Here is a 23,920-nt window from a genome sequence, read left to right as displayed (position 1 = left end):
TGTACGGATGAATGTGGGAGGTGTTCGGATAAAGTCGATAATCAAGGCCATAAAATCAGGATGGCTATCTAGTATTCAAAACTAGATAGCCATCCAATCAATCAAAAAGATGGCTATAATTGTTGGGGAACAATTAGAAAGGACCCTCAATGAGCTGGGCACTTATCTCCGATTCGAGCTGCAATCTTCGCGATTGGCAACCAACCGCACCTCATACCACCTTTGCATTTGCACCCCTTAAGATCCGAGTGGGGGAGCGTGAATTCGTTGACGACCTCTCGCTCGATGTTCACGAGCTTAATGTTGCCATTCAATCGGAAGCCGGCGCATCATCGAGCGCCTGCCCAAGCGTAGGGGAGTGGGCTGAGCTCTTTAAGCTCGCTGACAAGACGATTTGCATGCCCATCTCCGAGGGCGTCTCGGGAAGCTACAATGCCGCGGCCACCGCGCGTGACATGGTGCTTGCCGAAGAGCCCAACCGTCAGATTCATTTGGTTAACTCGCGAGCCGCAGGTGGCAAAATGGATCTGATCTTCTTGCTGTTCGACCGCTATCTTACGAGCAACCCGGATGCCTCCTTTGAGGACGCCTGCGCTTACTTCGATAGCTTGGAGCAGAACAGCAAGATCCTCTTTAGTTTGTGCAACTACGAAAACCTTGCGAAGGCCGGACGTATCCCTAAGGCGGCCGGCGTTATTGCTAACAAGCTCAATATCCGCATTTTGGGCACGGCGAGCGAAGCGGGCAAAATTGAACTCGTTGGGCACACCCGCGGCGAAAAGAAGATGCTCACCAAGATTGTCGACACCATGGAGGCCGAAGGCTTTACCGGCGGCGAGGTCGTTATCGACCATGTCGAGAATGAGGCGGGCGCCCAAGCACTTGCCAGCCGCATTGTGGAGCATTGGCCCGGCTCCAAGACGATTATCATGCCCTGTAACGGGCTAGATTCATACTATGCCGAGATGCACGGCCTCATTATCGGCTACGGTATGGGCGTGGCGTCGGGCCGATAATATCCAACTAGACAAACGTATGGGCGGGATAAGGAGCCATTGGCTCTTTATCCCGCCCATCTTATACCTCGGTTAGCTATTAAACCCATTGAACTTGAGATAGCTCATCAGATACGCCTTCGAAACGAAGGACGATACCGCACTGCGCACGAGCAACGATTCGCGCGTAACCTGATGTGCGGTATCGGGCACGGGAGTCTGCTCAACAGAAAACGCCGCACGAATCGATGCCTCGAGCTGATCGACAACATAATCGAAAGCCGTCGGAGCGTCGTAGCTCAAGCGCTGAATATTAAAGAGCGCCTGAACCGCAGCGATGGGCAGCACCTGCTTAAAGATACAAATGGCGATGAGACGCGCAATCTGCTCACGGCCATACTGCTTTTTAACCGGAGCAGGAACGAGGCCGACCTTTACGTAGTTATTGATCATCGATGGCGTGATAACGGGTTGCTCTACGCAAATCGAAAGCGGCTCCATCCACAGCGCAACATATTCAATAACCTGATCGCGATAGAGCGTTACGTTGGGCAGCTGGTCATAGCGTGGCAGGCTCAACGCGTTGAGTTTACCCACCATATCGGACTGAATAAATGCATCCGGCAGAACCGTCGGCTGAATATCCTCAGGCTTAATGCTGACCGACGTATCGGACATCGGGATAACATGTTTAGCATGGTTCATAAGAGGCCCCCGTTCGTTTTCTATATTGTATTCTAGGTTATATAGTTTTGCATACTACATAGCCGCAAAGTAAAAGTGGTTGGACGGCACATTGATGCACTGTCCAACCACTATGTTTAAAGATAGCAACCTTACATAAGATATATTATCGTACTTATCCACGGAGAAACGCGTATGCGCTCGTTGCCGCTATGGCTCCGTCCGAAACAGCGGTCACAACCTGGCGTAAACGTTTGGAACGGATATCGCCAGCGGCAAATAGACCTGGCGTGCGGGTCGCCATGGATTCATCAGTCAGAATGCCGCCATCAGGCGCCAGATCGACTAGATGCTCAACAAGCTCGGTATGTGGCTGCGTCCCCGTAAAGACAAAGATGCCAAACGAGCCGGGCTCAAATGACTCGGCATGAGTTTCCCCAGATGCATTGTCCTTAAAGGTAATCGTCGTTGGCATGGCTTCGCCCGATAGCTCCACAATACTAGTTTGGTACCTAACTGTAATATTGTCCTTTGCGAGTACTTTCTGAACAACACCATCCGGCGCACGGAACTGGTCGCGGCGCAGCACGATGGTCACACTGCTGGCAATGTCGGACAGGAACAGCGCCTCTTCGCATGCCGAATTGCCACCACCGATTACAAAAACCTGCTTGCCGCGGAAAAACATGCCGTCACATGTTGCGCAATATGAAACGCCACGACCGCGATACGTATCCTCGCCTGCGAAACCTGCCGGACGCGGCGTGGCACCCATGCAAGCGATAACGCTCGAGGCCAGCGTATCGCCCATATCGTGATGCACCGTAAACAACGCTGCATCGGCATCGTAATCGATACCCGTAACCATGCTCCATGTAACCTGTGCTCCCAGGCCCTCTGCATGCTGCTGAAAACGCTCGCCGAGTTCGGCGCCACTCAGGAGCGGGAAACCCGGATAGTTCTCGACCTCATTGGTTGTGGCGATCTGCCCTCCCGACATGCCCTGCTCAATCACGGTCGTCGTAAGGTTGGCACGCGCAGCATAAATGGCGGCAGCATAGCCCGCGGGGCCGCCACCGATAATCGCAACATCGATCGGCTTATCGGTAGTCATGAAGCGTCCTTTCGTCGAAACGTTGTCGTTCTTTGCGCTCGTACCCAAATTTACGTGAACGTGACACTCATGCACTACAATGATAAATCCGTATTACAAAGCTGAAGGGGAGTTATCGATGGACCAGGCGCAGACGAGTGACGACGCTCCCCTGCTCACGCACAGCACTCCCCAATCGGAGCAAACCACGCTCCTGGCTCAGCAAAAACCTCTCGTGACCATCGTGCACGCCTCCGTTGGCTCGGGCCACAAGGCCGCCGCAAATGCGATAGCGCAGGCATTCGACCTCATCCGCGGCACCAATGGCATCCCCGAGGATATTGAGATTGAAGTGCTCGATATCCTTGATTTTGGACGTATTAAATTCGACGGCAATAAGACCGCGGCTTCTTTTACGGGAGCCACGCGCCCCATTTACGACCTGACCTGGCGATATACGCTTACGGGACATCTTCTCTGGGGTGGCGGAACGGCATGGTCGCGAATTATGTTCCCCGCCTTCAACGAATATATTCGTAGCCGCAGGCCCATAGCCGTGGTTGCAACGCACATCACAGCAGCCAATGTTGCCGTGGGCGCCCGCGTAATTACGGGTATCGATTATCCGGTCATCTGCGTACCGACCGACTACGAAGTCGAGGGATGGTGGCCCCACAAGGACACCGATTTATTCTGTGTTGCCAACGAATTTATGGCCGAAACGCTGCGTCCGCGCAAGGTGCTCGAGACAAAGATTCGCATTACCGGCATTCCTATTCGCACCGGATTCGACACGGATTACGATCGCGAGGAAGAGCTAGCTAAGTTCAACCTCCCCACCGACAAGACCGTCGTGCTGGTAATGGCCGGTGCCAGCTTGCCTCAACCGTACGTTCGCTTTCGCGCGGAGATGGACCGCACCCTCCCCTTCCTACGCAGCTTCGAAGACATGCACTTTGTCTTTTTGCCGGGCAAAGACACCGAATATGCCACCCGCCTCAAAACGCTCTTCGACGCCATGAAGCTCGAAAACGTCACGGTTCTGGACTATGTCGATGATATGGCAGCGCTTATGCTCGGCTGCGACCTGGCAATTCTCAAATCGGGCGGACTCACCGTCACCGAATGCCTGTGCGCACACCTGCCGATGATCCTGTTGGGCAAGTCCTATGGCCAGGAAAAGGCCAACACCACCATGCTCACCGGCATGGGCGCCAGCATGCATGTCACCACCGCACGAGAGCTCATCGTGACGTTGCGACATCTCCACGATCATCCTGAGTCGCTCAAGGCACTGCTCATCAACGGCGAAGTACTACGCCGCCCCCACGCAGCCGAAGACATAGCCATCGCAACCATGGAGCTCGTAGGCAAACCCCAAAAGCGCAAACGAGCCTTCTGCCGCTTCTACTGGGGCGGAAAACCCGCGCACATCCGCTAGCGTCTTAATTTCCGCTTGCCTGCGGGAGGCCCCTATATATCATCCCGTGCTCAAACATTCTCGCTTCGCTGCGAAACTGCGCGCGGGACGATATATAGGGGCCTCCCGCAGGTAAGCTGCGTTAACGTACCAGCGGCTATACCAGATTCCCCACCAGTAGAATCTGCAAAGGGGAACCAGAAAATATAAATACAGTAAGTCGATGCGACAAAGGAGGCGTCCCTTCATCGCATCGACTTACTAGAAAAGTAAATATTGTTTCAAGCGAGTAGCCGCCCGCCCGGGGCTTACCTATATCGTTCCACGCGCAGTTTCGCAGCGAGCGAAGCGACGCGAGAATGTTTGAGCATGGAATGATATAGGTAAGCCCCGGGCGGGAGGGATACGGGCGCCCTAGGCGATGCCGCTGGAGCCGAAGCCTCCTTTGCCTCGGTCGGTTTCGTCTAGTTCTTCTACTTCTATGAGATTGACCGTGGGGACTTCTTGGATGACGAGTTGGGCTATGCGGTCGCCTTTATTGATTTGAATGTTATTGGAGGGATCCAGGTTGATGAGGATAACCTTGAGTTCTCCTCGGTAGTGGGCGTCGATGAGGCCCGGCGTATTGACTATAGACAGGCCCTGCTTGATGGCCAAGCCGCTGCGGGGCTGGACGAAGCCGGCGTAGCCATCGGGCAGGGCGATGGCCAGCCCCGTAGAGACCAGACGGCGTTCGAAGGGCTTCAGGACGCAGTCTTCGTTGGAGCGTAGATCCAAGCCGGCATCGGTGGGATGGGCGTATTTGGGAAGCTCGAGGGTGGGGTCGAGACGCTTTATGTTGACGGTAATGTTGGACATGGAATCACCTTAGCTTGTCGAGCTCTTGCAGAAATTCATCGACGTCTTTGAAATCGCGGTAGACCGAGGCAAAACGGATGTACGCAACCTTGTCGATCTTGGCCAAGCGCTTGAGCACCATGTCACCCAACTCATGGGACGTGACGGCCGTCAGCGTGCGAGAGCGAAGCTCGACCTCGATGTCATCGATAATCTCATTGAGCTTCTTAGTGTCGATATCGCGCTTGATGGTGGCGCGCATCAAGCCGACAAGAAGCTTATTGCGATCGAACCGCTGCTTAGTTCCATCTGACTTAATGACCTCGATAGGGTCCTCGCATCGCTCAAACGTTGTAAAGCGGTAGTTACACGAGCAACATTCGCGACGGCGCTTAATGGTGTTATTTGACTCCTGCATACGGGAATCAACGACGCGGGTATGTGCCTTGCCGCATTTGGGACAGCGCATGGTACCTCCTCTTAAACGATAACAAGGGTACCATGCGCAGCGCGATAATGATTACGAACGAGCAGGAACCTTAAGATGCGCACCGGCGGCGAGCGAACCATGCTCCAGATGATTGACGCTACGGATCATGTCGGAAGTCTCTTGCGTGGAAAGGCCTTCGATTGGATATTCTTCGGCAAGCGACCAAAGAGAATCGCCAGGCTGAACGCGAATGGTCTCGTAGGTAATGTTGGAAACGGACTCGGCATACGCGGCGTGACGAGCGCTAAAGACCGACATAGCGAGGACAAAGAAGAGCGTAAGCGCAACGGCGACGGCGACAATCGTCGGAACCTTCAGGGCAACGCGGGCCGGCGCGACTACAGCCTGCTGATTGCGCGCAGGCTTTACGGTCAAAGGCTGAAAGCCGGAGCGGCCACCCTGAACAACCGTAAAAGTGGGTTCTGCAGGCGTCTCGAGCTTAAGGGCGAGGTTTCCCTGGACCATATTCGTTACGTTCATCATGTTCTCCTCTCGCGTGTTTTGCTGAGAACAGTTTTATCAAGCCGCGCGGACAAAAATGTCTAGCGCGAGAACGAATGTTCGGTTATTATTATCTTCGAACAGTTGTTCCTGTCAAGCAAAATTCGAACATTTGTTTGACATGGGTAGAGAGGATGCCCTGATGGCTCGCAAAATTACCAAGCGTCAGCAGCAAATTTACGACTTCATCAAGGAATATCAGCAGGAGAAGGGTTATCCGCCCAGCGTGCGCGAGATGGCTTCTGCCGTGGGCCTTTCCTCCCCCAGCACCGTGCACGCCCATCTCTCTGCCCTGGAGGCGCGCGGGCTACTCAAGCGCGATGCCACCAAACCGCGCGCCCTGGAACTCTTTAACGAGGATGGTTCCTCTGTCTCAATTTCCAAATCTGACGAGCCCACCGCACCTCGCGGAACGGTCTCGCTACCGCTCGTTGGTCGCGTCGCGGCTGGGATTCCCATTCTGGCAGAGCAGAATATCGAAGACACGTTTACTATCCCGACCGAAATCGCCACTGATCAGGGTTCCTTTATCCTTGAGGTGCATGGGAGCTCAATGATCAATGTCGGCATCTTCAATGGCGATTACATCATCGTCCGTGAACAAAAGAGTGCCATGAATGGCGAAATTGTCGTGGCCATGATTGATGGTTCGGCGACCGTCAAGACGTTCTACAAGGAGCAGGGGCGTGTGCGCTTGCAGCCCGAGAACGACACTATGGAACCTATCTATGCAACGAATCCCGTTATCCTGGGCAAAGTCGTCGGCTTGATGCGCCGGTTCTCGTAATGCAAAAACGCATAACCATCTTTGATACCGTCCGCGGGTTTACGATGATTTCTATGGCAGGTTTTCACGCTTGCTATGATCTCGCCTACCTGTACGGCTGGGATATGCCTTGGTTTACCCAGACTGTCTTTCAAGACGTCTGGCGAGCCAGCATCAGCTGGGTATTTTTGTTTATCGCGGGTTGGATGTGCACGCTCTCACGCAACAATGCCAAACGAGCGGCTAAGTACGCTGCCGCAGCTTTGGTCGTCTGGATCGCAACAACGCTCGTATCGGTCGACGATTCAGTGAACTTTGGCATCATTTATTGCATGGCGGTGTGCACCGCGGTGGTTGCGTTCACCCGTCCGTTACTCCAAAAATTACCGGGCTCATGGGGCATCGCAGCGTGCCTTGTTCTTTTTGCCCTAACCTGGGGCATTCCAAAGGCGGTCTACCCACTCCCCTACCTGGCATGGCTTGGATTCCCAGGCCCGGGTTTTGTTTCGGGAGATTACTATCCGCTCATACCGTTTGTCTTTATGTACCTTACCGGCTTTTTTGCTGCCCAGGCAGCACAAGCATCAAGTCTCGAAGCGCCAGCATGGGCATACGCCAATCCTATCCCGGCGCTCGCAGTCCTGGGTCGGCATGCCTTACCGTTCTACCTGCTCCATCAGCCAGTCATTCTAGGCGTGCTAGAAATCGTTTATTCCGTACGATAGCGCTCGAGCCGCGGTGCAATACGAGCCGGCAACTTCGCCACAATGCGAACGCCGTCCTCGAGATATTCCTCATGCAGAAGGGTTCCCTGCTCATGCACCAGCGTGATGAGAGCGCCCTCGCGATACGGGATATCAGCGGAGAGCAACACATCGGTGGCAGCTGCCTCGCGAGCAATCCGGTCGACGAGATCGTCGAGCCCCTCGCCCGTTTGGGCCGAGAACAGAACGGCCTCCGGATAGCGACGACGGAAACTCAATCGATCGACGCTATCGAGAAGATCGATTTTATTGAATACGGTCAGCGTTAAACGCTCTCCGGCGCCGATCTCATCAAGCACGCGGTCGACAGCCTCCAGCTGCCGCTCATAGTCCTCGTCAGACGCATCTACGACTTTGAGAATTAGATCGGCACCCAAAACCTCGGACAGCGTCGATTTAAAGGCATCGACCAGACCATGCGGCAGCTTTTGAATAAAGCCGACGGTATCGGTAATCGTCATGCCGCGACCGCCGGGCAGACGATACGAACGCGTCGTCGGGTCGAGCGTAGCAAACAGCTTGTCCTGCGAAAGTACCGTAGAGCCGGTCAGACGATTGAGCAACGTCGATTTACCGGCATTGGTATAACCGGCCAACGCGACGCGAAACGCCGGTGACTCAATGCGACTCTTGGATTGAACATCGCGACGCTGTTCAACCTGCTTGAGCTCACGACGAAGCGCAGCGATCTTATTACGAATAAGGCGACGGTCGACCTCGAGCTGACTTTCGCCCTGACCAAAACGTGAGCCGATGCCGCCGCGCGTCTGCTCCTTGGCGAGATGGCTCCACATGCCACGCAGGCGAGGCAACAAATATTGAAGCTGTGCCAGCTGTACCTGCAGGCGTCCCTCACGCGTCTGAGCATGCAGGCCAAAGATATCCAGGATCAGTGCTGTACGATCGATAATCTTTACCGGCTCGCCCACAGCTTTCTCCAAATAGGATTGCTGCGAGGGCGTCAGGTCGTCGTCAAAAATAACGACATCGGCATCCATGCGATGCACCAGGCCGCACAGCTCTTCTACCTTGCCGGAACCGATAAACGATTTAGGATACGGCTTTACCAAACGCTGCGACAAGCGTGCCACGCACTGAGCACCAGCTGTGTGGGCAAGACGCTCCAGCTCATCAAGCGAGCGATCGAGCGGCCATGCATTGTCGCGCCACTCAACACCAACTAAAATGGCACGCTCGGGCTCGGGTGCCGTGGGAACAAGGGGGAAACGGGCCATTAGGCAGCCTCAATACGATGCAGGATATCCTCAACGACCTCATCGATCGTACATTCATCCATATCAAACCACACGATACGGTCATCGCGCTTAAACCACGAAAGCTGACGCTTGGCATAACGACGCGAACGCATCTTAATGAGTTCGCGAGCCTCATCCATGCTCATCACGCCATTGAAAGCATCAATGATCTCTTTATAGCCAATTGCCTGCATCGACGTCAGGGCATCTCCCAGCCCCTGGCCCATAAGACCGCGGACCTCATCGACAAGACCCTGCTCAAACATCAGATCGACGCGCTGGTTAATGCGCTCGTAGAGCACCTCGCGATTACGCGTCAGACCAAACCATAGGGCATGATAATGCTCGTGCGGAACACTAAACTGCGACTTTTGCTGCGCATAGGAGACGCCATCATCATGCATCTCGAGCGCACGAATCACACGGCGCACGTTATGGGGATGAATAACAGCAGCCGATTCTGGATCGCGCTCGGCAAGCAAGGCATGCAGTTCTTCCTCGCCAATACGCTCGGCAAGCTCCTGATAGCCCGCACGACGATCGTCCTCAAGTTCACCCGAGGGAAAGTCCATCTCATCGAGGGCGGCCTTGAGATACAGCCCCGTACCTCCGCAAAAAACCGGCAGGCAACCCGAACCAAGGAGACGTTCAACATGCGCGCGAGCGTCGGCCTGATAAAGCGCAGCAGAATATGCCACACCCGGCTCTACAATGTCGACGAGACGCAGCGGCGCCGTGCACTCATCGGGCACCATCTTTGCGGTACCGATGTCCATGCCGCGATAGATTTGCATCGCATCGCACGACAGCACTTCGGACGAAAGACGAGCTGCCAAACGGTCGGCAACATCACTCTTACCAACCGCCGTCGGACCGACGATCGCAACGGCGGAAAGACCTGCCCCGGGAGAAACCATTAGCGCGGCTCGCCCACAACGGAGCCGGACAAATACCAGGTCTTAGCAACGTCAACGTCAACATCAACGATCTTACCAACAAGCTGATCGATGCTGTAACCCTCGGGGATAGGCGCATGCACGGTCTGATTCTTGGGACTCTTGCCCAGCAGGACCGCGTCGTTCTTTTTACTCGTTCCCTCAATGAGCGCCGGAACCACAGTATGAAGCTCACCCTGGTTATACTCGTGTGCCGTGGTCTCGATAACCTTAACCAGACGGTTGAAACGCTCGAGAATAACCTCATGCGGCGTAGGATCGTCAATCTCGGCGGCCGGGGTACCGGCGCGCTTGGAATAGATGAAGGTATAGGCCTGAGCATAGCGGACCGTCTCGGCAAGTGAGAGCGTCTGCTCAAAGTCTTCTTCAGTCTCACCCGGGAAGCCAACGATAATGTCGGTCGAGAGCGCGATATCGGGCATGCGGTTGCGAATGCGATCGACAAGGCCCAGATAGTCCTCGCGTGTATAACGGCGATTCATCTCTTTGAGGATCCGCGTCGAACCTGACTGGACGGCCAAATGCAGCTGCGGCATAACGGCAGGCGTCTCGGCCATGGCGTCGATGGTCTCGGGCAACAGGTCCTTGGGATGCGAAGACGTAAAGAAGATGCGCTCCACGCCCGTATCGCCCACGGCACGCAGCAGATCGGCAAAACGCGGCTTGCCAAACAGATCGCGACCATATGAGTTAACGTTTTGGCCCAGCAGCGTAATCTCACGCACGCCCTGGCGCACCAAACCGGTCACCTCGTCGACAATCTCCTCGAAGGGGCGGCTCTTTTCGCGACCACGCACGTACGGCACGATGCAATAGGTGCAGAAATTATTGCAGCCCGTCATGATGGGCACCCAGGCGTGATACTGAGTCTCGCGATGCCACGGCATGCTCATGGCATCCGTATCCTCATGCTCATTGGTACGGATATGACGCTTGCCATCAAGGAACGCCTCGGCAATGAGCTCGGCCACATGCGCGATGGAATGCGTGCCAAAGATGACATTGACGTTATCGACGTTGGTGAGCAGGCCCTCGCCATCGCGCTGCGCGATGCAACCGCCAACGGCAACCACGCGCTTGCCCGAAGGCGAAGGCGGCAGGCTTTTGCAGGAATTGCACTGACCGTACAGGCGAGTATCGGCGGCCTCGCGCACGCAGCACGTCATGAAGACAACGATATCGGCATGCGCGGGATCGAGCGCCATGAGGCAGCCATACGAATCAAGCAGACCGCTCACACGCTCGGAGTCGTGCTGATTCATCTGGCAGCCAAAGGTGCGGATAAAGTAGGTTTTACCGGCAAGAATATCGCGTACGGAACGCTGGTCCATGTGCATAAGTCCTAACGATGGGGAGCGAAACGAGGCAAGCAGAAGCTATGCCACAGGCTTAACATCATCCATGACGACGTTATCCATAGCAGCTCGATTGATCTGGTGAACGTAGATAGAAAGGCGGATGGCCGTGCGCGACTCCCCGTTAATGAGGATGTCGGAGAACACGGGCGCGCAGGAAATATCAAAACCGGTTGGAATCAAAAAACCGCGCGCGATAGCAACGGCCTTAATGGCCTGGTTGACGGCACCGGCGCCGACACACTGGATGTTGACGGGTACACCATCCTTGACCATGCCGGCGATGGCGCCGGCAACGGACGCGGGCGATGATTTGCTTGATACCTTCAGGCAATCCATGAAGAAACTCCTGCATTTAAAAGTACGTTTTAACTGCAATAACTGTATCGTACCGAGTGGACTCGGTAAAGGCACTATTCCTCTTTGGCAAGATCAAAGGTCACGGTGATTCGATCACGCGAAACACGGATCTTTGGGTCGCCGCAAAGGTTGAGATAGTACCGGGCGGCAAGGTCATTAAAGTCGCGTTCCACAGCGCGCGAAAACTGTGCCATGTCATCCTTGGCAATACGTAGCCCGCGACGATCCTTCGCGAGATCGACAGGAGCCGGCGCATGCGAGGACGAATCACGCTCGCGCAGCAGACGCGCGGTCACACCGCGAACGGGCTTAATCTGCCCTGCCAAAATGCGATGGGCCGTGCGCTCGGACATCTCAAGACCCAAACCCGAACAAATACGGATAAAGTCCTCGGCATCAGAAGCAAGGCCTAAACGATCGACAACCGGAAGCTCGCTCTCGTCATCAATGAACAGGAGACGAGACGTATCGAGCCGACTTGACGCCTGAGCATAAAGGGTCGCGGCAATCTCAGACGGAGAACCAAGATAGACATCGCAACCACGCAACTCCTCGAGCGCAAACTCACAAGCAGCGCGAATAATATTATGTGGACCGCGAGCGCAGACATAACGTCCGTCCTCATCCTTGACGGCCTGGGGCCAGCTGGACTGATCGGCACGCTCACTGAGGCGGTCGGCCGCAACGCTCACCTTGAAGGCTGAACCAAGATCGACGCCGGACGTGACCACACGGGCCTCGTCGGTGTTCTGCTTAATCGAAAACAATGCCATGCCACGACCGTGAACGCCCCAACGGTCCATCTTCATGCTCTCGAGCTTGGAGGTAACGCGGGCATCAAAGATTCGCTCTTGCATATCCTGCGGAACGCCCGAACCGTTATCCAGAAAGACAAGCGTGCGGACGCCATCTTCCTTGGTCGTGGCGAGATAGACCTTGTCGGCGCCGGCATCGCGAGCATTACGGAGCATTTCGATGACGATGTCCTCGACATGCTGAATGTCGTGCTTAGCCTGGCGCCGCTCGGCCTCCGAAACGCGGAGGCGGACATACCCCTCGCCAAGGTTCTCCTCGACGCGAAGGTTGCCCTCCCCCGACATCGACGCGATAAATGAGATGAGCTCGTTCGCGTCGCTCATGTTATTTAGCGATATCGACAGCGCGGCTCTCGCGAATCACGACGACGCGCACCTGACCGGGATACTCCATCTCTTCCTCGATCTGATGGGCGATATCGTGAGCCAGAACCGTGGACTGGGCATCGGAAATCTTGTCCGGCTGGACCATGACGTGGACCTCGCGACCGGCCTGCATGGCATAGGTACGTTCGACGCCGTCATGGGAGTTGGCGATCTCCTCGAGCTTCTCAAGACGCTTGATGTAGTTCTCGGCAGACTCGCGACGGGCACCGGGGCGAGAGGCAGAGACAGCATCAGCGGCCTGCACCAGGACATCGAGTACCGTGTTGGGGTCGACATCGGCATGGTGAGCCTCAATAGCGTGGACGATAACGGGCTTCTCGCCATAACGGCGGGCCAGCTCGGCGCCGATGACGGCATGCGGGCCCTCGACGTCGTGGTCGATTGCCTTGCCCAGGTCATGAAGCAGGCCGGCGCGCTTGGCGGTCACAACGTCCAGGCCAAGCTCGGAAGCCATCACGCCGCACAGATCAGAGACCTCGAGGGAATGCTGAAGCACGTTCTGACCAAACGAGGTACGGTAGCGCAGGGCACCAAGGGTCTTGACGATCTCGGGGTGCAGATCGTGGATGCCGGTATCGAAGGCAGCCTGCTCGCCAGCCTCGCGCACGCGCTGCTGAACCAGGTCGGCGGCCTTGTGATACATCTCCTCGATACGGGCAGGGTGAATGCGGCCGTCGGCGATGAGGTTCTCGAGGGCGACACGGGCGGTCTCACGACGGACCGGGTCGAAGCTCGAAAGAACGACTGTCTCGGGCGTGTCATCGATCACAAGGTTGACGCCGGAAACCTGCTCGAAGGTCCGGATGTTGCGACCCTCGCGACCGATGATACGGCCCTTGAGGTCATCAGAGGGAATGTGCACGGAGGTAACGGTGACCTCGGCAGTGTGGTCGGCAGCGCAGCGCTGAATCGCCAGAGACAGAATCTCCTGGGCGGTCTTGTGGCACTCGGCGCGAACCTGCTGCTCGGACTCGCGAATGATCGTGGCGGCCTCGTGGGTGACTTCGCCGCGAACCTTATCGAGGAGCTCCTTGTGGGCGTCCTCGCGGGTAAGGTCGGCGATACGCTCGAGCTCGGAGGTCTGCTTTGCGCAGAGCTCCTCGAGCTCACGGGAGCGCTTCTCGACCTGACCGGCCTGGCTGGACAGCTGATGCTCGCGCTTGTCGAGAGCGTCGTTGCGGCGATCGAGGGATTCCTCGCGCTGCATCACGCGGTTCTCGAGCGTACGAATCTCGTTCTTACGCTGCTTGTCCTCGGCCTCGGCGGCCTGCTTGTTCTTGATGATCTCCTCTTTAGCCTCGAGCAGAGCCTCTTTTTTGAGGGTCTCGGCCTGACGCTTAGCATCACCGATCAGGGACTCAGCCTGTGCGTGTGCCGACTGGATTTTTTCGTCGGCCTCGTGAAGACTACCCTGCTTGGCGGTGCGCATGTAGGCAATGGCGGCGATGGCACCCAAAACGATGCCAACGAGCGCTGCGATGATAGGCATGCTCACTCCTTTTTATGGATTCGTTACACAACAAAGCGAACCGTCCTTACGAACGGCTCGCGACATTTGAGTAATATGGGCGCAGCTTATGCGGGTCGGATACAGATAAACATATAAACAAACTCATCACAGATGAGCACATATCACAAAGCAAATGACGCTGTTTATCGTACGTTGAACCACAACAACTGTCAAATAAATGCCCCCAACACGGCGGCTAAAACACGGTGAGCGGCAGGGCCACAAAACGCATACGCCTAAACCGCACATTCCTCGCGTTCGGCATCGAGACGTGCCTTAACGGCATCGGCGGCGATATGATACGAGAAGCCCTTGCCCATCAAAAACCGAACCAGTTTTTCGAATCCGCGCGTCTCTGGAACACGCCGCTTGGCGAGCAGGGCTGACGCACGCGCCAAATCGTCTTCGACGGCAAAATAATCCTCGGGATAACCGGGAATGTCATCGAGCACGACATGACGGCGCTTGAGCTCGGTCTCGATTTTGCGCTGTCCCCAACCGCGCCGCTTGCGCTCCTCGATAAAGTACGAGCAAAAGCGGTTCTCGTCTAAAAAGCGATACTCGGTGGCGCGCTCGACGGCGAAATCGATCGCGGTCTGGTGAAAGCCGTAGCGAGCCAGCTTGTCACGGACCTCGCCCGTCGCATGGTCGCGGCGCGATAACATCTCGGTCACCATGGTAAGTGCACATTTACGCTCGACGAGCTGCACCGCCTCACGAAAGTTGTCCCAATCACAGGGAAGATCGGGGCGGTTTTTGACATACAGGCGCGCGACCCGCACGGGAATCCAAATGGACCGCTCAAAACCGCCCTCAAGCTCACAATCGATATGTGCGCAAGGCTTTTTGGACGCATACCCGCTCGAGAACGAGGAGGCCGCCTTCTTATCGGGAAAGACGACCGTGGCCTCGGTCACCGTATACGACATGAGCGTAACCGCTACTCGTCGTCATCATCGAGCATGGCGGAACCATCGATGGCGTAAAGCTCGTCAAACTCCTCAGGCGCAGGCTGATCGGTCAGCTCGACCTCGGATGGAGCATCGTCGTCAAACTCAAGCCCGCAGGCAAGGCGGACCTTATGCTCAATCTCGTCGGCGCAATCAGGGTGTTCGCGCAGGAACGCCTTGGCGGCCTCGCGACCGTTGCCGAGCTTGTCCTCGCCATAGGCAAACCAGGAGCCCATCTTCTTGCAAATGCCGCACTCGACAGCCATGTCCAGAATCGAGCCCTCCTTAGAGATGCCCGTACCGTACATGATGTCGAACTCAGCAGAACGGAACGGAGCTGCCACCTTGTTCTTAACGACCTTGGCGCGCACGCGGTTACCGATAACTTCATCCTTAAGCTTAATGCTGTCGATGCGGCGAATGTCGATACGCACCGAAGAGAAGAACTTAAGGGCGCGGCCGCCCGTCGTGGTCTCGGGGTTGCCGAACATGACGCCGATCTTCTCTCGCAGCTGGTTAATGAAGATGCATGTCGTGTTGGACTTGGACAGCGAGCCGGCGAGCTTGCGGAGCGCCTGACTCATCAGACGAGCTTGCAATCCGACCGTGGTATCGCCGATCTCTCCCTCGATCTCGGCACGCGGGGTCAGCGCGGCGACGGAGTCGACGACGATGGCATCGATGGCGCCGGAACGCACGAGCATGTCAACAATCTCGAGCGCCTGCTCACCCGTATCAGGCTGGGAAATCAGTACCTCGTCGATATCCACGCCAATGCGCGCGGCATACGTGGGATCGAGCGCGTGCTCGGCATCGATAAATGCCACCACGCCACCCATTGCCTGGGCTTCGGCCAGGATCTCGAGCGAAAGCGTCGTCTTACCGGAGGACTCAGGACCGTAAATCTCGACGATACGGCCGCGCGGCACACCGCCGATACCCAGAGCGGCATCGAGGGCCAGAGCGCCCGTGGGAATGGCCTCGACCTCGAGCTCGGGGCCGCCGTCACCATACCTCATGATGGAGCCTTGACCGAACTTCTTCTCGATCTCGGCCTTGGTGGTGGCGATCATCTCTTCGCGCTCTTTACCCGTCGTGGGTGCATGAACGGTACGTACGGGACCTGAATTCTTGGCCATGAATAGCCCTCCTCTTAACAACCTGCATCGATAATAAACGAACGGCTGTTCGTGGTCAACCGTTCAGGCCAATCATATGCAGGCAGTCTTTCCAAAACCCAACCAAACGCCGACCAAACACTGACCAAATGCTTGACCACAAAGGGCCGAATAAGAACAAGGAAGGCAAGAATACACCTATAACCAGCGCAAACGCTAAATTCGTCAGGGGTCCCTATCTCCACAATTAAGTGGCCCTAAGGCCCCTGAAAACACGTCTATTCCATAGAGTTGAGCACAAGGGCAATGCGTCCCAATGCCTCCGCGACCGCATGGGCACGAACACACGAACGGTCGCCCTCATAGTGGCAGCGCACAGAGTCCACGACCGGCACTTCCCAATCAGCCGCGCGATACGCCCAGCCAATATAGAAAGTGCCAGCCGGATCGTCCTCAGTGCCGCCGCCGGGGCCGGCATAACCCGTTGCGCTCACAGCAATATCGCTCTGATACAGCTCCAGCGAACGCGCCGCCATCTCGCGCGCGGTCTGATGCGACACCGCGGTATAGCGGTCGAGCGTCTCCTGCTCAACACCCAAAACGCGATGCTTTATCTCATCGCAGTAGGTCACCGCACCGCCACGCAGCACCGCCGAGGCGCCCGGGATATCGGCAATCGTCGAGGAGATCATACCTGCTGTCAGCGACTCAGCCGTCGAAACCGTCACGCCCCGAGCGCTCGCGCGCTCGACAATATCGCGCGCCAGCTCCTCGTTATGTGCGGAAATCTGTTCAAAAGAGTCCGTCATACCCACCAGGACCTAGACCGAAAAGACGATCTTGCGGCAGTTCCAGAAGTACTGGACGCCCGAGATAACGGTCAGGACAACGGCAACGGCGTACAGGAAGCGCGACACCGAGTAGATGCCGAGCGTCAGCGCCAGCGGGCCAAGGTTCAAGCCGGCCATCGCAAAGACGCACAGGTAACCGCAGATGGAGACCATCGTGGTCGCCGTCTTGTACTTGCCGAGCTTATCGGCCGCAACGACAACGCCGGCGGCACTCGCGACCATGCGCAGGGCGCTTACCAGCAGCTCGCGGAACAAGATGATGAACACGGACCAAACCGACACGGCGCCAAAGTCCAAGAACAGCAGCAAGGCCGAGAACACGAGTAGCTTGTCGGCGATGGGGTCCAAGAATTTACCGAAGTCGGTAATCTCGTTGCGCGAGCGCGCCAGGTAGCCGTCAACCTTATCGGTGCACGACAGGATGACGTACAGGATGAAGGCAGCGGCGGCGAGCGGACCGTCGAAGGTGCTCCAATCTGTACCGGCAACACTCGTGTGAGAAAGCGCCGACACGATCATGAACACCGGGATAAAGACGATGCGAACGCACGTCACGATGTTGGCGGGCGTCCAAACACTCGTCAGTTCCTTATTGCTCTCGTTTGCCACGACGCTCTCCTACTCCACAACATGGCCGATAAGCTCATAGCAGAAGCTATCGGTAAACTCGACCGTCAGAATATCGCCCACAGATGCCTCGCTGGCATCCAGATGCACCGCGCCATCGGAATCAGGCGCCTGGAACCAGGCATGTCCGATCAGCTCGGCGCCGTCCTCGGTCTCTTCGATACCGTCGACAATCACCTGGGCGCGCTCGCCCACATGTGCGGCAGTTGCAGCAAAACCGAGCGACTCGGCCAGGTCCATGGCCTCCTGGGCGCGCTCGAGCTTGACCTCTTCGTCGACCTGGCCCTCCATCTTGGCGGCCAGGCTGCCCTCCTCCTGCGAGTAGGCAAAGACGCTCGTGTAGTCAAAGCCGACGGTGTCCATAAAGTCGATAAGGTCGCGGAACTCGTCGTCGGTCTCGGTCGGGAAGCCGACCATGGCCGTGGAACGGATCACGATGCCGGGGATGCGCTCACGCAGATCGCGGAACAGGTCCTCGAGCTCCTGGCGCGAACCGGAACGGCGCATAGCCTTAAGTATGCGAGCATCGCAGTGCTGCACGGGGATATCGATATAGGGCAGCACCTCAGGCGTATCACGAATGGTCTCAATGAGCTCGTCAGTCATGCCCTCGGGCTGCAGGTAGAGCACACGGACCCAGACGTTCTGCGGACGCACGGCCTCGGCGACGGCGCGCAGCAGCTGCGCCAGATTGCGCGGCGAGCCCTCGGCGACGTCCTCTTCCGCAAAGTCGGTGCCCCAAATACCCGTGTCCTGGCCGATCAGCACGATCTCGCGCACACCGCCGGCAACCAGGTCGCGTACCTCGGAGATAATGCTCTCGGCATTGCGCGAATGATATCGACCGCGAATATAGGGGATCATGCAGAAGCTGCAGAAGCGGTTGCAGCCATCGGAGATCTTGACGTAGGCGACAGCGCCCTCGACGGTGCGCTTGACTTGCGGAATATAGGCAGCGATCTCACGCTCGACACCCAGCACGCCATCGATGACCGCCACGATGCCGTCCTCCTCGTCGGCCTTCACAAAGGCAGCGACCTCGGGCAGCTCATCGGGCAGGTCGTCGCCATAGCGCGACGGCACACAGCCGCACATGACGATGGGACAAGAACGAACGCCGTCCTGAACCTCGTTGGCGAGCTCGAGCGTGGTCTCGATGCTCTCGGACGTTGCGGAGGCGAGGAACGAGCATGTATTGACGATGGCGATATCGGCATCCTGTGGGTCGAATGCCTCCTCGTAGCCTGCGGCGGTCAAAAGAGAACGCATGCGGTCGGTGTCAACCTCGTTCTTAGCGCACCCGAGGGTGATGTAGAGCACGGAGCCCAACGGTGTATCCATGTTGGAGAGCAGTCCTTTCGAATGATATTAGCGGTAGTTGGTGAACTGCAGCGGCTGGCCGTAGTCCCGGTCGCGCAGGAACTGGATCACGGTCTGCAACGCGTCCTTCGAAGCGGAGGAAACACGCAGCTTCTCGGCCTCGATGGTCACCTTGACCTTGAGCTTTTGGTCCTTGATGTCCTTATTGATCTTCTTGGCGGTCGCCTGGTCGATACCCTCGACGATATGGCCGAGCACGCGCACGGTGCCGCCCGACGCCGCCTGCGGAGCATCCCACGAGACAGCCTTGAGGTCGATACCGCGCTTGATGAGCTTGGAGCTCAGCACGTCGATAATCTGCTTGGAGACAAAGTCAGCCGGGGCGTTGATCGTAAAGAGCTTGTCGCCCTTCGAAAGCTCGATCGTGGCGCCGGAATCCTTCAGGTCATAGCGCTGGGAAATCTCGCGCGTGGTCTGCTGAAAGGCGTTGTCGACCTCTTGCATGTTGACCTCGGACACGACGTCGAAGCTGGAATCTTTAGCCATGATATTTCCTTTCGCGTACGAGCGGCTTAGTAGCTATCGTACGAATAGTCGGTAGAATCGGTGGGCGTCTGACCGTCAGTTGCGGTATCGGTGCCATCCGTGGACTGGGCATCGGTGCCGTCGGTGGTGTCGGTACCATCGGTGGCGTCGGCACCATCAGAACTTTCACCATTCTCGGAATCAGTCGTCTCCTTCTTGGGAACGGTGATCGTCACGCGCGCCACGCCCGAGGTCTTGGTATCGTAACGGACCTTTTCGCCGTTCTTGGTAACGGTGACATCGGAAGGCTTGGACGTGGTGATCTCGATCGAGGACTCGGGCGTGTATTCCTGCTCAAAGGGGCCAGTCGCCTGGGCACCATAGACCGACTTGCCGTCGACCTTGACCTCAATCCACGCGGTCTTTCCCTTGGCAACGGAGACCTTGACCTTCGTTACCTCGTTCTCTTCCTTTTTAGCCGTCGTCTTGGTGGCGTCCGAATCGGTCGACTCATCCGTCGCCTCATCGGTGTCTTCGTCCTCGTCGACCGTTTCGGTCTTCTTAGAAGACTTCTTGGTCGTCGTCTTGGTAGCAGTAGGCGTCTCGGGCGTGGTCTCGGGCGTCGAAGATGCGCAGCCGCGCAGAAGCACCACGATGAGCACGATCAGTAGCAACGCCACGGCACCGATGCCAGCGTAGACGATACGCGGATCGAGCCCGTTGTTTTGAGGAGTACAAGATCCGCCGCGTCCACGATTGGAACTGCTGCGGCCGCCCCCCTGAGACATACGACCACGATTGCTATCGGAACGGCCGCGATAGCCACCCTGGCCCTGAAGGCCGCGCTGACCAGAGCGGGGCGAAAGTTCACCGCGGCCTTGATAGCCACGCTGGCCCGAACGCGGAGCCGAAGGGCGCTGGCCACACGGCTGAGACTGAGAGCGAAGACGCGGCGTCACCTGCGTGGTATCGGCATCCGCATAGCCACTGCGAGAACGTCCGGTGGAGATACCACGGTGACCGCGATCGGAATAGCCGCCGTCGCCGTAGCCGGCACGAGGGTCACGCGCCACGCCGCGGGCAGCGGGAAGTGCACGGTCCTCGGGCATCGGCGTACTGCGGAACCGGTCACGCTGTGAGCGAATCTCCTCGCCCGAACCCGTCTCGGTAATATAGCCAGCCTGCTGCGGACGCTGACCATAACGCGTTGAGCGACCACCCTGAACCATCAGGAAGCGCCCGTTATCGACCGAGGAACGCGAATTGACGTAGCCGGCGGCGTCCTGGAAACGACCGCCCTGCTGCGACGTCTCGCGTTCGTATGCCATCAGGTCGTCAAAGTAGGCATTGACGACCTCGCGCGGATTGAGGCCCAAAAAGCGAGCATAGCTCGAAATCATGCCCTGCGCATAGCCGCGCGGCGGCATCGAAGCAAAGTTACCGGTCTCGAAAAACTCGATGATCTGCGGCCTGATTTTGATGGTGTTGGCGACCTGCTGAATGGAAAGGCCCATTCGGCGACGCTGCTCGAGCAGCATGTCACCAAAGCGTGCAGCCATCAGAATCCTCCAAACTCACGATCTTCACGTGCCATCTCGGCATCGACAGATTCCAGCGCGGCAAGCCCCTCCTCGTCCAGCAGGACCTCGCGCGGCTTGGAACCGTCGGGCGGACCGACGACACCCTTTTCTTCCAGCATGTCCATAATACGCCCGGCACGCGCATAGCCAACCTTCAGGCGGCGTTGCAGGCCAGATGTGGAGCCAAGCTGCGAATCCACCACAATATGGGCGGCTTCCCAGATGAGTGGATCATCGTCTTGCGGCTCGGTTACTCCGGTGCGGACAATGCCTCCGCCACCCGCCATGGACATGGAAGCGGGCGCCACGGCAGACAGGATCTCCTCGTGGTAGTCTGGCTCACTCTGCGACTTGACGAACTCGACAATCTCGTTGATCTCATCATCCGAGACAAAGCAGCCCTGGATACGGCGGGGCTTGCCCCAGTCGACCTTGGAGAACAACATGTCGCCCAAACCGGTGAGCTTCTCGGCGCCCATCTGGTCGATGATGACGCGCGAGTCGATGCCCGTGGCGACGTTAAAGGCGATGCGGTTGGTGATGTTGGCCTTGATGAGGCCCGTCACCACGTTGGAGCTGGGGCGCTGCGTGGCAACGATAAGATGAATACCGGCGGCACGGCCCAGCTGTGCAATACGCACGATCGAGGCCTCGACATCCTTACCGGCGACCATCATCAGGTCAGAGAGCTCGTCAATGATAATGACAAGGTAGGGCATCTTTTGCGGCGGATTGTCGTAATGCTCAAACTCGCCAGCAGCCTGCTTTTCGTTGTAGGTCGAGATCTTACGCACGTTGAGACGCTCGAAGACCTTCAGGCGACGCTCCATCTCGGACACAGCCCATTGCAGAGCGCTCGCGGCCTGCTTGGGCTCGGTCACCACGGGCACATAGAGATGCGGCAGACCGTTATAGCCCGCAAGCTCGACACGCTTGGGGTCGACCATGATCAGGCGAACGTCCTCGGGAAGGGCGCGCATGAGCAAGGTCGTGATGATGGAATTGATCATCACCGACTTACCAGAACCGGTCGTACCGGCGATCAACAGGTGAGGCATCTTGGCGAGGTCGGCGACAACCGGCGTGCCCTCGGCGTCGCGGCCGATGGCGAGCTCGAGCGGACCGCCCTTCACATAGGGCAGCACGTCGCCCAGATTGACGTTCTGGCGCTTGCGGTTGGGAATCTCGATGCCCACGAGCGAGGTGCCGGGGATCGGGGCAAAGATACGCACCGACTGGGCAGCGAGCGAAAGCGCGATATCGTCCTCGAGGCTCGAGATTTTGCTCACACGCTCGCCCTCACCGGGCTGCAGCTTAAAGGTCGTCACCGTGGGGCCGGCGATCCAGCCGACCACGCGGGCACTACGACCAAACTCCAGCAAGGTGGACTGAAGCGACTCGGCAGTCTGTTCCAGCTCCTTGTCAGAAGACGCGGAGGAAGCCGACTGCGGATTGGCATGCAGAATCTCAAGTGGCGGAAGTTTGAGGCCGTCCTCTTCTTCGCCCTCGTTATCTGCGGGGGCATTGTCCGCTCCCCCATCGCTAGCCACAGCCGATTCGACAGCACTCAAGGCAGGCGCATCGGCAACCTTGGGATGCTTCAAGAAGTCGGGGATCTGAGGTGCTGCCGAAACAGGATTCACGGCAAACGGCGGCTCGGACTCGTCGATCTTATCGGGGTCGTCTTCCATCGAAAGCTGACCGGTTACCTGGTCGCGCTTTGCATGACGGCGCGGCAGCAAAGTTGTCTTTGCGGTCTCAATCGGAGCCTCGTCATCCTCGTCATCGCCCTCGGTGAGCTCAATCTCGCTATCGGACCAAGACGGGTCGGGCTCACTCGTATTGAGCTTAGGCGCAGCCTTGCTCTTCTTGGCATGACGGCGCGGCAGCAGCGTCGTCTTAGCGCGCTCGGCCTCCACGGCATCGGAAACGTCGACAAACGGATCTTCGTCCACGTCCTCATCGTCCAGAATCGGATCAACTTCGCTACCCATAACCGTAGTCACGGCCGCATCGGAACTCTTTTGGCGCAGAATACTCAGGTGCGGACGGGCAACACCGGGCACCGACAGGGCCTCATCGTCACCCCACGGGCTCGCGTTGACGTCGGCACGACGGCGCTCGGCAAAATCTGCCGCACGATCGCGGGCAGAGCGCAAAACGCCGCCAACCGAAAAGCCAATGATGACAAGGCCCACGACGGCAAGGCCCAGCAGGACTACCATCGCGATAGGCTTACCCAGGGCATTCTGCAGCGCACTCGCAATAAACGCACCGATGTAGCCACCCGAGGCGGACAGATTTTGCGGCGTGAACATAAGGTCGCACGAGTCGCTCGTACCTGGCACCATCAACGAAAGAATGGAGACGACGGCGATAAAGACCACGGCGCCGCCCGCAACAGAGCGCGCGTTGAGCGGCGAGTCCTCGCCTAAAAAGAGCGTGGCGGCAAACAGCAAAATGACGATCGGCAGCACGTAGGCGCCCAGACCAAAGCCCAAGTGGTAGAAACCGGCAACCGCAGCCGTAACGGGCGCAGTCGCCGGCGAAATCACGGCAATAAAGGATGCAATCGCCAAAACGGCAATGACCACGCCGGCGATATCGCGGTTGGCCGAGGGCTCGACCAAGGGCTCGAAATCATCGAACTCGGACTCGTGGCCCTTATTGGCACGCAGATGGGAACCGGCACCCTTAGCAGATGCCGGTTGGTTGTTGGCCTTATTGCCTTTGGCGTTTTGTGCAGATCCGCGCGCCAAA

The 23,920-nt window shown here is 57.5% G+C and carries 23 protein-coding genes; 4 read left to right on the top strand and 19 right to left on the bottom strand.

Features of this window, described 5'->3' with window-relative positions; genetic code table 11:
- Positions 1-149 precede the first annotated feature (149 nt).
- Positions 150-1,016, top strand: coding sequence for a DegV family protein (locus DW180_RS07005; RefSeq protein ID WP_117758506.1), 867 nt, complete (start codon positions 150-152; stop codon positions 1,014-1,016).
- Positions 1,017-1,088: 72 nt separating this feature from the next.
- Here the strand turns inward: DW180_RS07005 and DW180_RS07000 are convergent, their stop codons facing one another.
- Both DW180_RS07000 and DW180_RS06995 read right to left on the bottom strand, forming a co-directional pair.
- On the bottom strand, positions 1,089-1,700 hold the full coding sequence (locus DW180_RS07000) for a DUF1836 domain-containing protein (protein ID WP_187361898.1): 612 nt from the start codon (positions 1,698-1,700) through the stop codon (positions 1,089-1,091).
- 154 nt (positions 1,701-1,854) lie between these two features.
- Positions 1,855-2,793, bottom strand: coding sequence for an NAD(P)/FAD-dependent oxidoreductase (locus DW180_RS06995; protein ID WP_089573367.1), 939 nt, complete (start codon positions 2,791-2,793; stop codon positions 1,855-1,857).
- Between the two features lie 118 nt (positions 2,794-2,911).
- Here DW180_RS06995 and DW180_RS06990 point away from each other — a divergent pair, with 118 nt between their 5' ends.
- Positions 2,912-4,213: a glycosyltransferase gene (locus DW180_RS06990; RefSeq protein WP_117758508.1), complete on the top strand. Its 1,302-nt coding sequence runs from the start codon at positions 2,912-2,914 to the stop codon at positions 4,211-4,213.
- 393 nt (positions 4,214-4,606) lie between these two features.
- On the opposite strand, the gene dut is transcribed toward DW180_RS06990, so the two are convergent.
- The 3 genes from dut to DW180_RS06975 are packed head-to-tail and all read right to left on the bottom strand — an operon-like array spanning position 4,607 to position 5,999.
- Positions 4,607-5,050 carry a dUTP diphosphatase gene (gene dut / locus DW180_RS06985; protein WP_117654786.1) on the bottom strand — a complete coding sequence of 148 codons (444 nt, stop codon included), beginning with the start codon at positions 5,048-5,050 and terminating at the stop codon, positions 4,607-4,609.
- 4 nt (positions 5,051-5,054) lie between these two features.
- The gene (gene nrdR / locus DW180_RS06980) at positions 5,055-5,498 is read right to left on the bottom strand and encodes a transcriptional regulator NrdR (protein WP_022093781.1); all 444 of its coding nucleotides are present in this window, start codon (positions 5,496-5,498) and stop codon (positions 5,055-5,057) included.
- Between the two features lie 51 nt (positions 5,499-5,549).
- Entirely contained in the window at positions 5,550-5,999 is a 450-nt protein-coding gene (locus tag DW180_RS06975) for a LysM peptidoglycan-binding domain-containing protein (RefSeq protein ID WP_158561607.1), read from the bottom strand.
- Positions 6,000-6,162: 163 nt separating this feature from the next.
- Between DW180_RS06975 and lexA the strand changes: the two genes are divergently transcribed.
- The gene (gene lexA / locus DW180_RS06970) at positions 6,163-6,807 is read left to right on the top strand and encodes a transcriptional repressor LexA (protein WP_040359862.1); all 645 of its coding nucleotides are present in this window, start codon (positions 6,163-6,165) and stop codon (positions 6,805-6,807) included.
- Positions 6,807-7,511 carry a heparan-alpha-glucosaminide N-acetyltransferase gene (locus tag DW180_RS06965; RefSeq protein WP_089573371.1) on the top strand — a complete coding sequence of 235 codons (705 nt, stop codon included), beginning with the start codon at positions 6,807-6,809 and terminating at the stop codon, positions 7,509-7,511. Before lexA ends, DW180_RS06965 begins: the two co-directional genes overlap by 1 nt.
- Here the strand turns inward: DW180_RS06965 and hflX are convergent.
- The 14 genes from hflX to DW180_RS06895 form a co-directional block, all read right to left on the bottom strand.
- Positions 7,496-8,785: a GTPase HflX gene (gene hflX / locus DW180_RS06960; RefSeq protein WP_117654789.1), complete on the bottom strand. Its 1,290-nt coding sequence runs from the start codon at positions 8,783-8,785 to the stop codon at positions 7,496-7,498. The two genes, DW180_RS06965 and hflX, sit on opposite strands and share 16 nt — an antisense overlap.
- The gene (gene miaA / locus DW180_RS06955) at positions 8,785-9,723 is read right to left on the bottom strand and encodes a tRNA (adenosine(37)-N6)-dimethylallyltransferase MiaA (protein ID WP_117654790.1); all 939 of its coding nucleotides are present in this window, start codon (positions 9,721-9,723) and stop codon (positions 8,785-8,787) included. The genes hflX and miaA overlap by 1 nt, the downstream gene beginning before the upstream one ends.
- Positions 9,723-11,093: a tRNA (N6-isopentenyl adenosine(37)-C2)-methylthiotransferase MiaB gene (miaB, locus tag DW180_RS06950; RefSeq protein ID WP_022094691.1), complete on the bottom strand. Its 1,371-nt coding sequence runs from the start codon at positions 11,091-11,093 to the stop codon at positions 9,723-9,725. The genes miaA and miaB overlap by 1 nt, the downstream gene beginning before the upstream one ends.
- A 45-nt stretch (positions 11,094-11,138) precedes the next feature.
- Positions 11,139-11,456, bottom strand: coding sequence for a stage V sporulation protein S (locus DW180_RS06945; protein ID WP_006235982.1), 318 nt, complete (start codon positions 11,454-11,456; stop codon positions 11,139-11,141).
- A gap of 74 nt (positions 11,457-11,530) precedes the next feature.
- A complete protein-coding gene (locus DW180_RS06940) occupies positions 11,531-12,616 on the bottom strand; it encodes an ATP-binding protein (protein ID WP_006235981.1) in 1,086 nt (361 codons plus the stop codon).
- Position 12,617: 1 nt separating this feature from the next.
- Positions 12,618-14,168, bottom strand: coding sequence for a ribonuclease Y (gene rny / locus DW180_RS06935; RefSeq protein ID WP_089573375.1), 1,551 nt, complete (start codon positions 14,166-14,168; stop codon positions 12,618-12,620).
- A 257-nt stretch (positions 14,169-14,425) separates the two neighbouring features.
- Positions 14,426-15,118, bottom strand: coding sequence for a regulatory protein RecX (locus DW180_RS06930; RefSeq protein WP_089573376.1), 693 nt, complete (start codon positions 15,116-15,118; stop codon positions 14,426-14,428).
- A gap of 11 nt (positions 15,119-15,129) precedes the next feature.
- Positions 15,130-16,278 (bottom strand): recombinase RecA, encoded by a 1,149-nt coding sequence (gene recA / locus DW180_RS06925; RefSeq protein ID WP_099431786.1) that lies wholly within the window; start codon positions 16,276-16,278, stop codon positions 15,130-15,132.
- A 257-nt stretch (positions 16,279-16,535) separates the two neighbouring features.
- Positions 16,536-17,066: a CinA family protein gene (locus DW180_RS06920; RefSeq protein WP_118238142.1), complete on the bottom strand. Its 531-nt coding sequence runs from the start codon at positions 17,064-17,066 to the stop codon at positions 16,536-16,538.
- Between the two features lie 12 nt (positions 17,067-17,078).
- Complete coding sequence (pgsA, locus tag DW180_RS06915) at positions 17,079-17,627, bottom strand: CDP-diacylglycerol--glycerol-3-phosphate 3-phosphatidyltransferase (protein ID WP_233545216.1); 549 nt, start codon at positions 17,625-17,627, stop codon at positions 17,079-17,081.
- Positions 17,628-17,726: 99 nt separating this feature from the next.
- On the bottom strand, positions 17,727-19,076 hold the full coding sequence (gene rimO, locus DW180_RS06910) for a 30S ribosomal protein S12 methylthiotransferase RimO (RefSeq protein ID WP_118238138.1): 1,350 nt from the start codon (positions 19,074-19,076) through the stop codon (positions 17,727-17,729).
- A gap of 27 nt (positions 19,077-19,103) precedes the next feature.
- Positions 19,104-19,601 carry a YajQ family cyclic di-GMP-binding protein gene (locus DW180_RS06905; protein WP_118238136.1) on the bottom strand — a complete coding sequence of 166 codons (498 nt, stop codon included), beginning with the start codon at positions 19,599-19,601 and terminating at the stop codon, positions 19,104-19,106.
- 26 nt (positions 19,602-19,627) lie between these two features.
- The gene (locus DW180_RS06900) at positions 19,628-21,139 is read right to left on the bottom strand and encodes a helix-turn-helix transcriptional regulator (protein WP_118238134.1); all 1,512 of its coding nucleotides are present in this window, start codon (positions 21,137-21,139) and stop codon (positions 19,628-19,630) included.
- Positions 21,139-23,919 carry a DNA translocase FtsK gene (locus DW180_RS06895; protein ID WP_233545212.1) on the bottom strand — a complete coding sequence of 927 codons (2,781 nt, stop codon included), beginning with the start codon at positions 23,917-23,919 and terminating at the stop codon, positions 21,139-21,141. Before DW180_RS06895 ends, DW180_RS06900 begins: the two co-directional genes overlap by 1 nt.
- Position 23,920 lies beyond the last annotated feature (1 nt).

It is taken from the genome of Collinsella sp. AM16-21 (assembly GCF_003471905.1).
Lineage (GTDB): Bacteria > Actinomycetota > Coriobacteriia > Coriobacteriales > Coriobacteriaceae > Collinsella.
The sequence above is the reverse complement of the archived record's forward strand: the minus strand, read 5'-3'. Positions and strand labels throughout refer to the sequence as shown.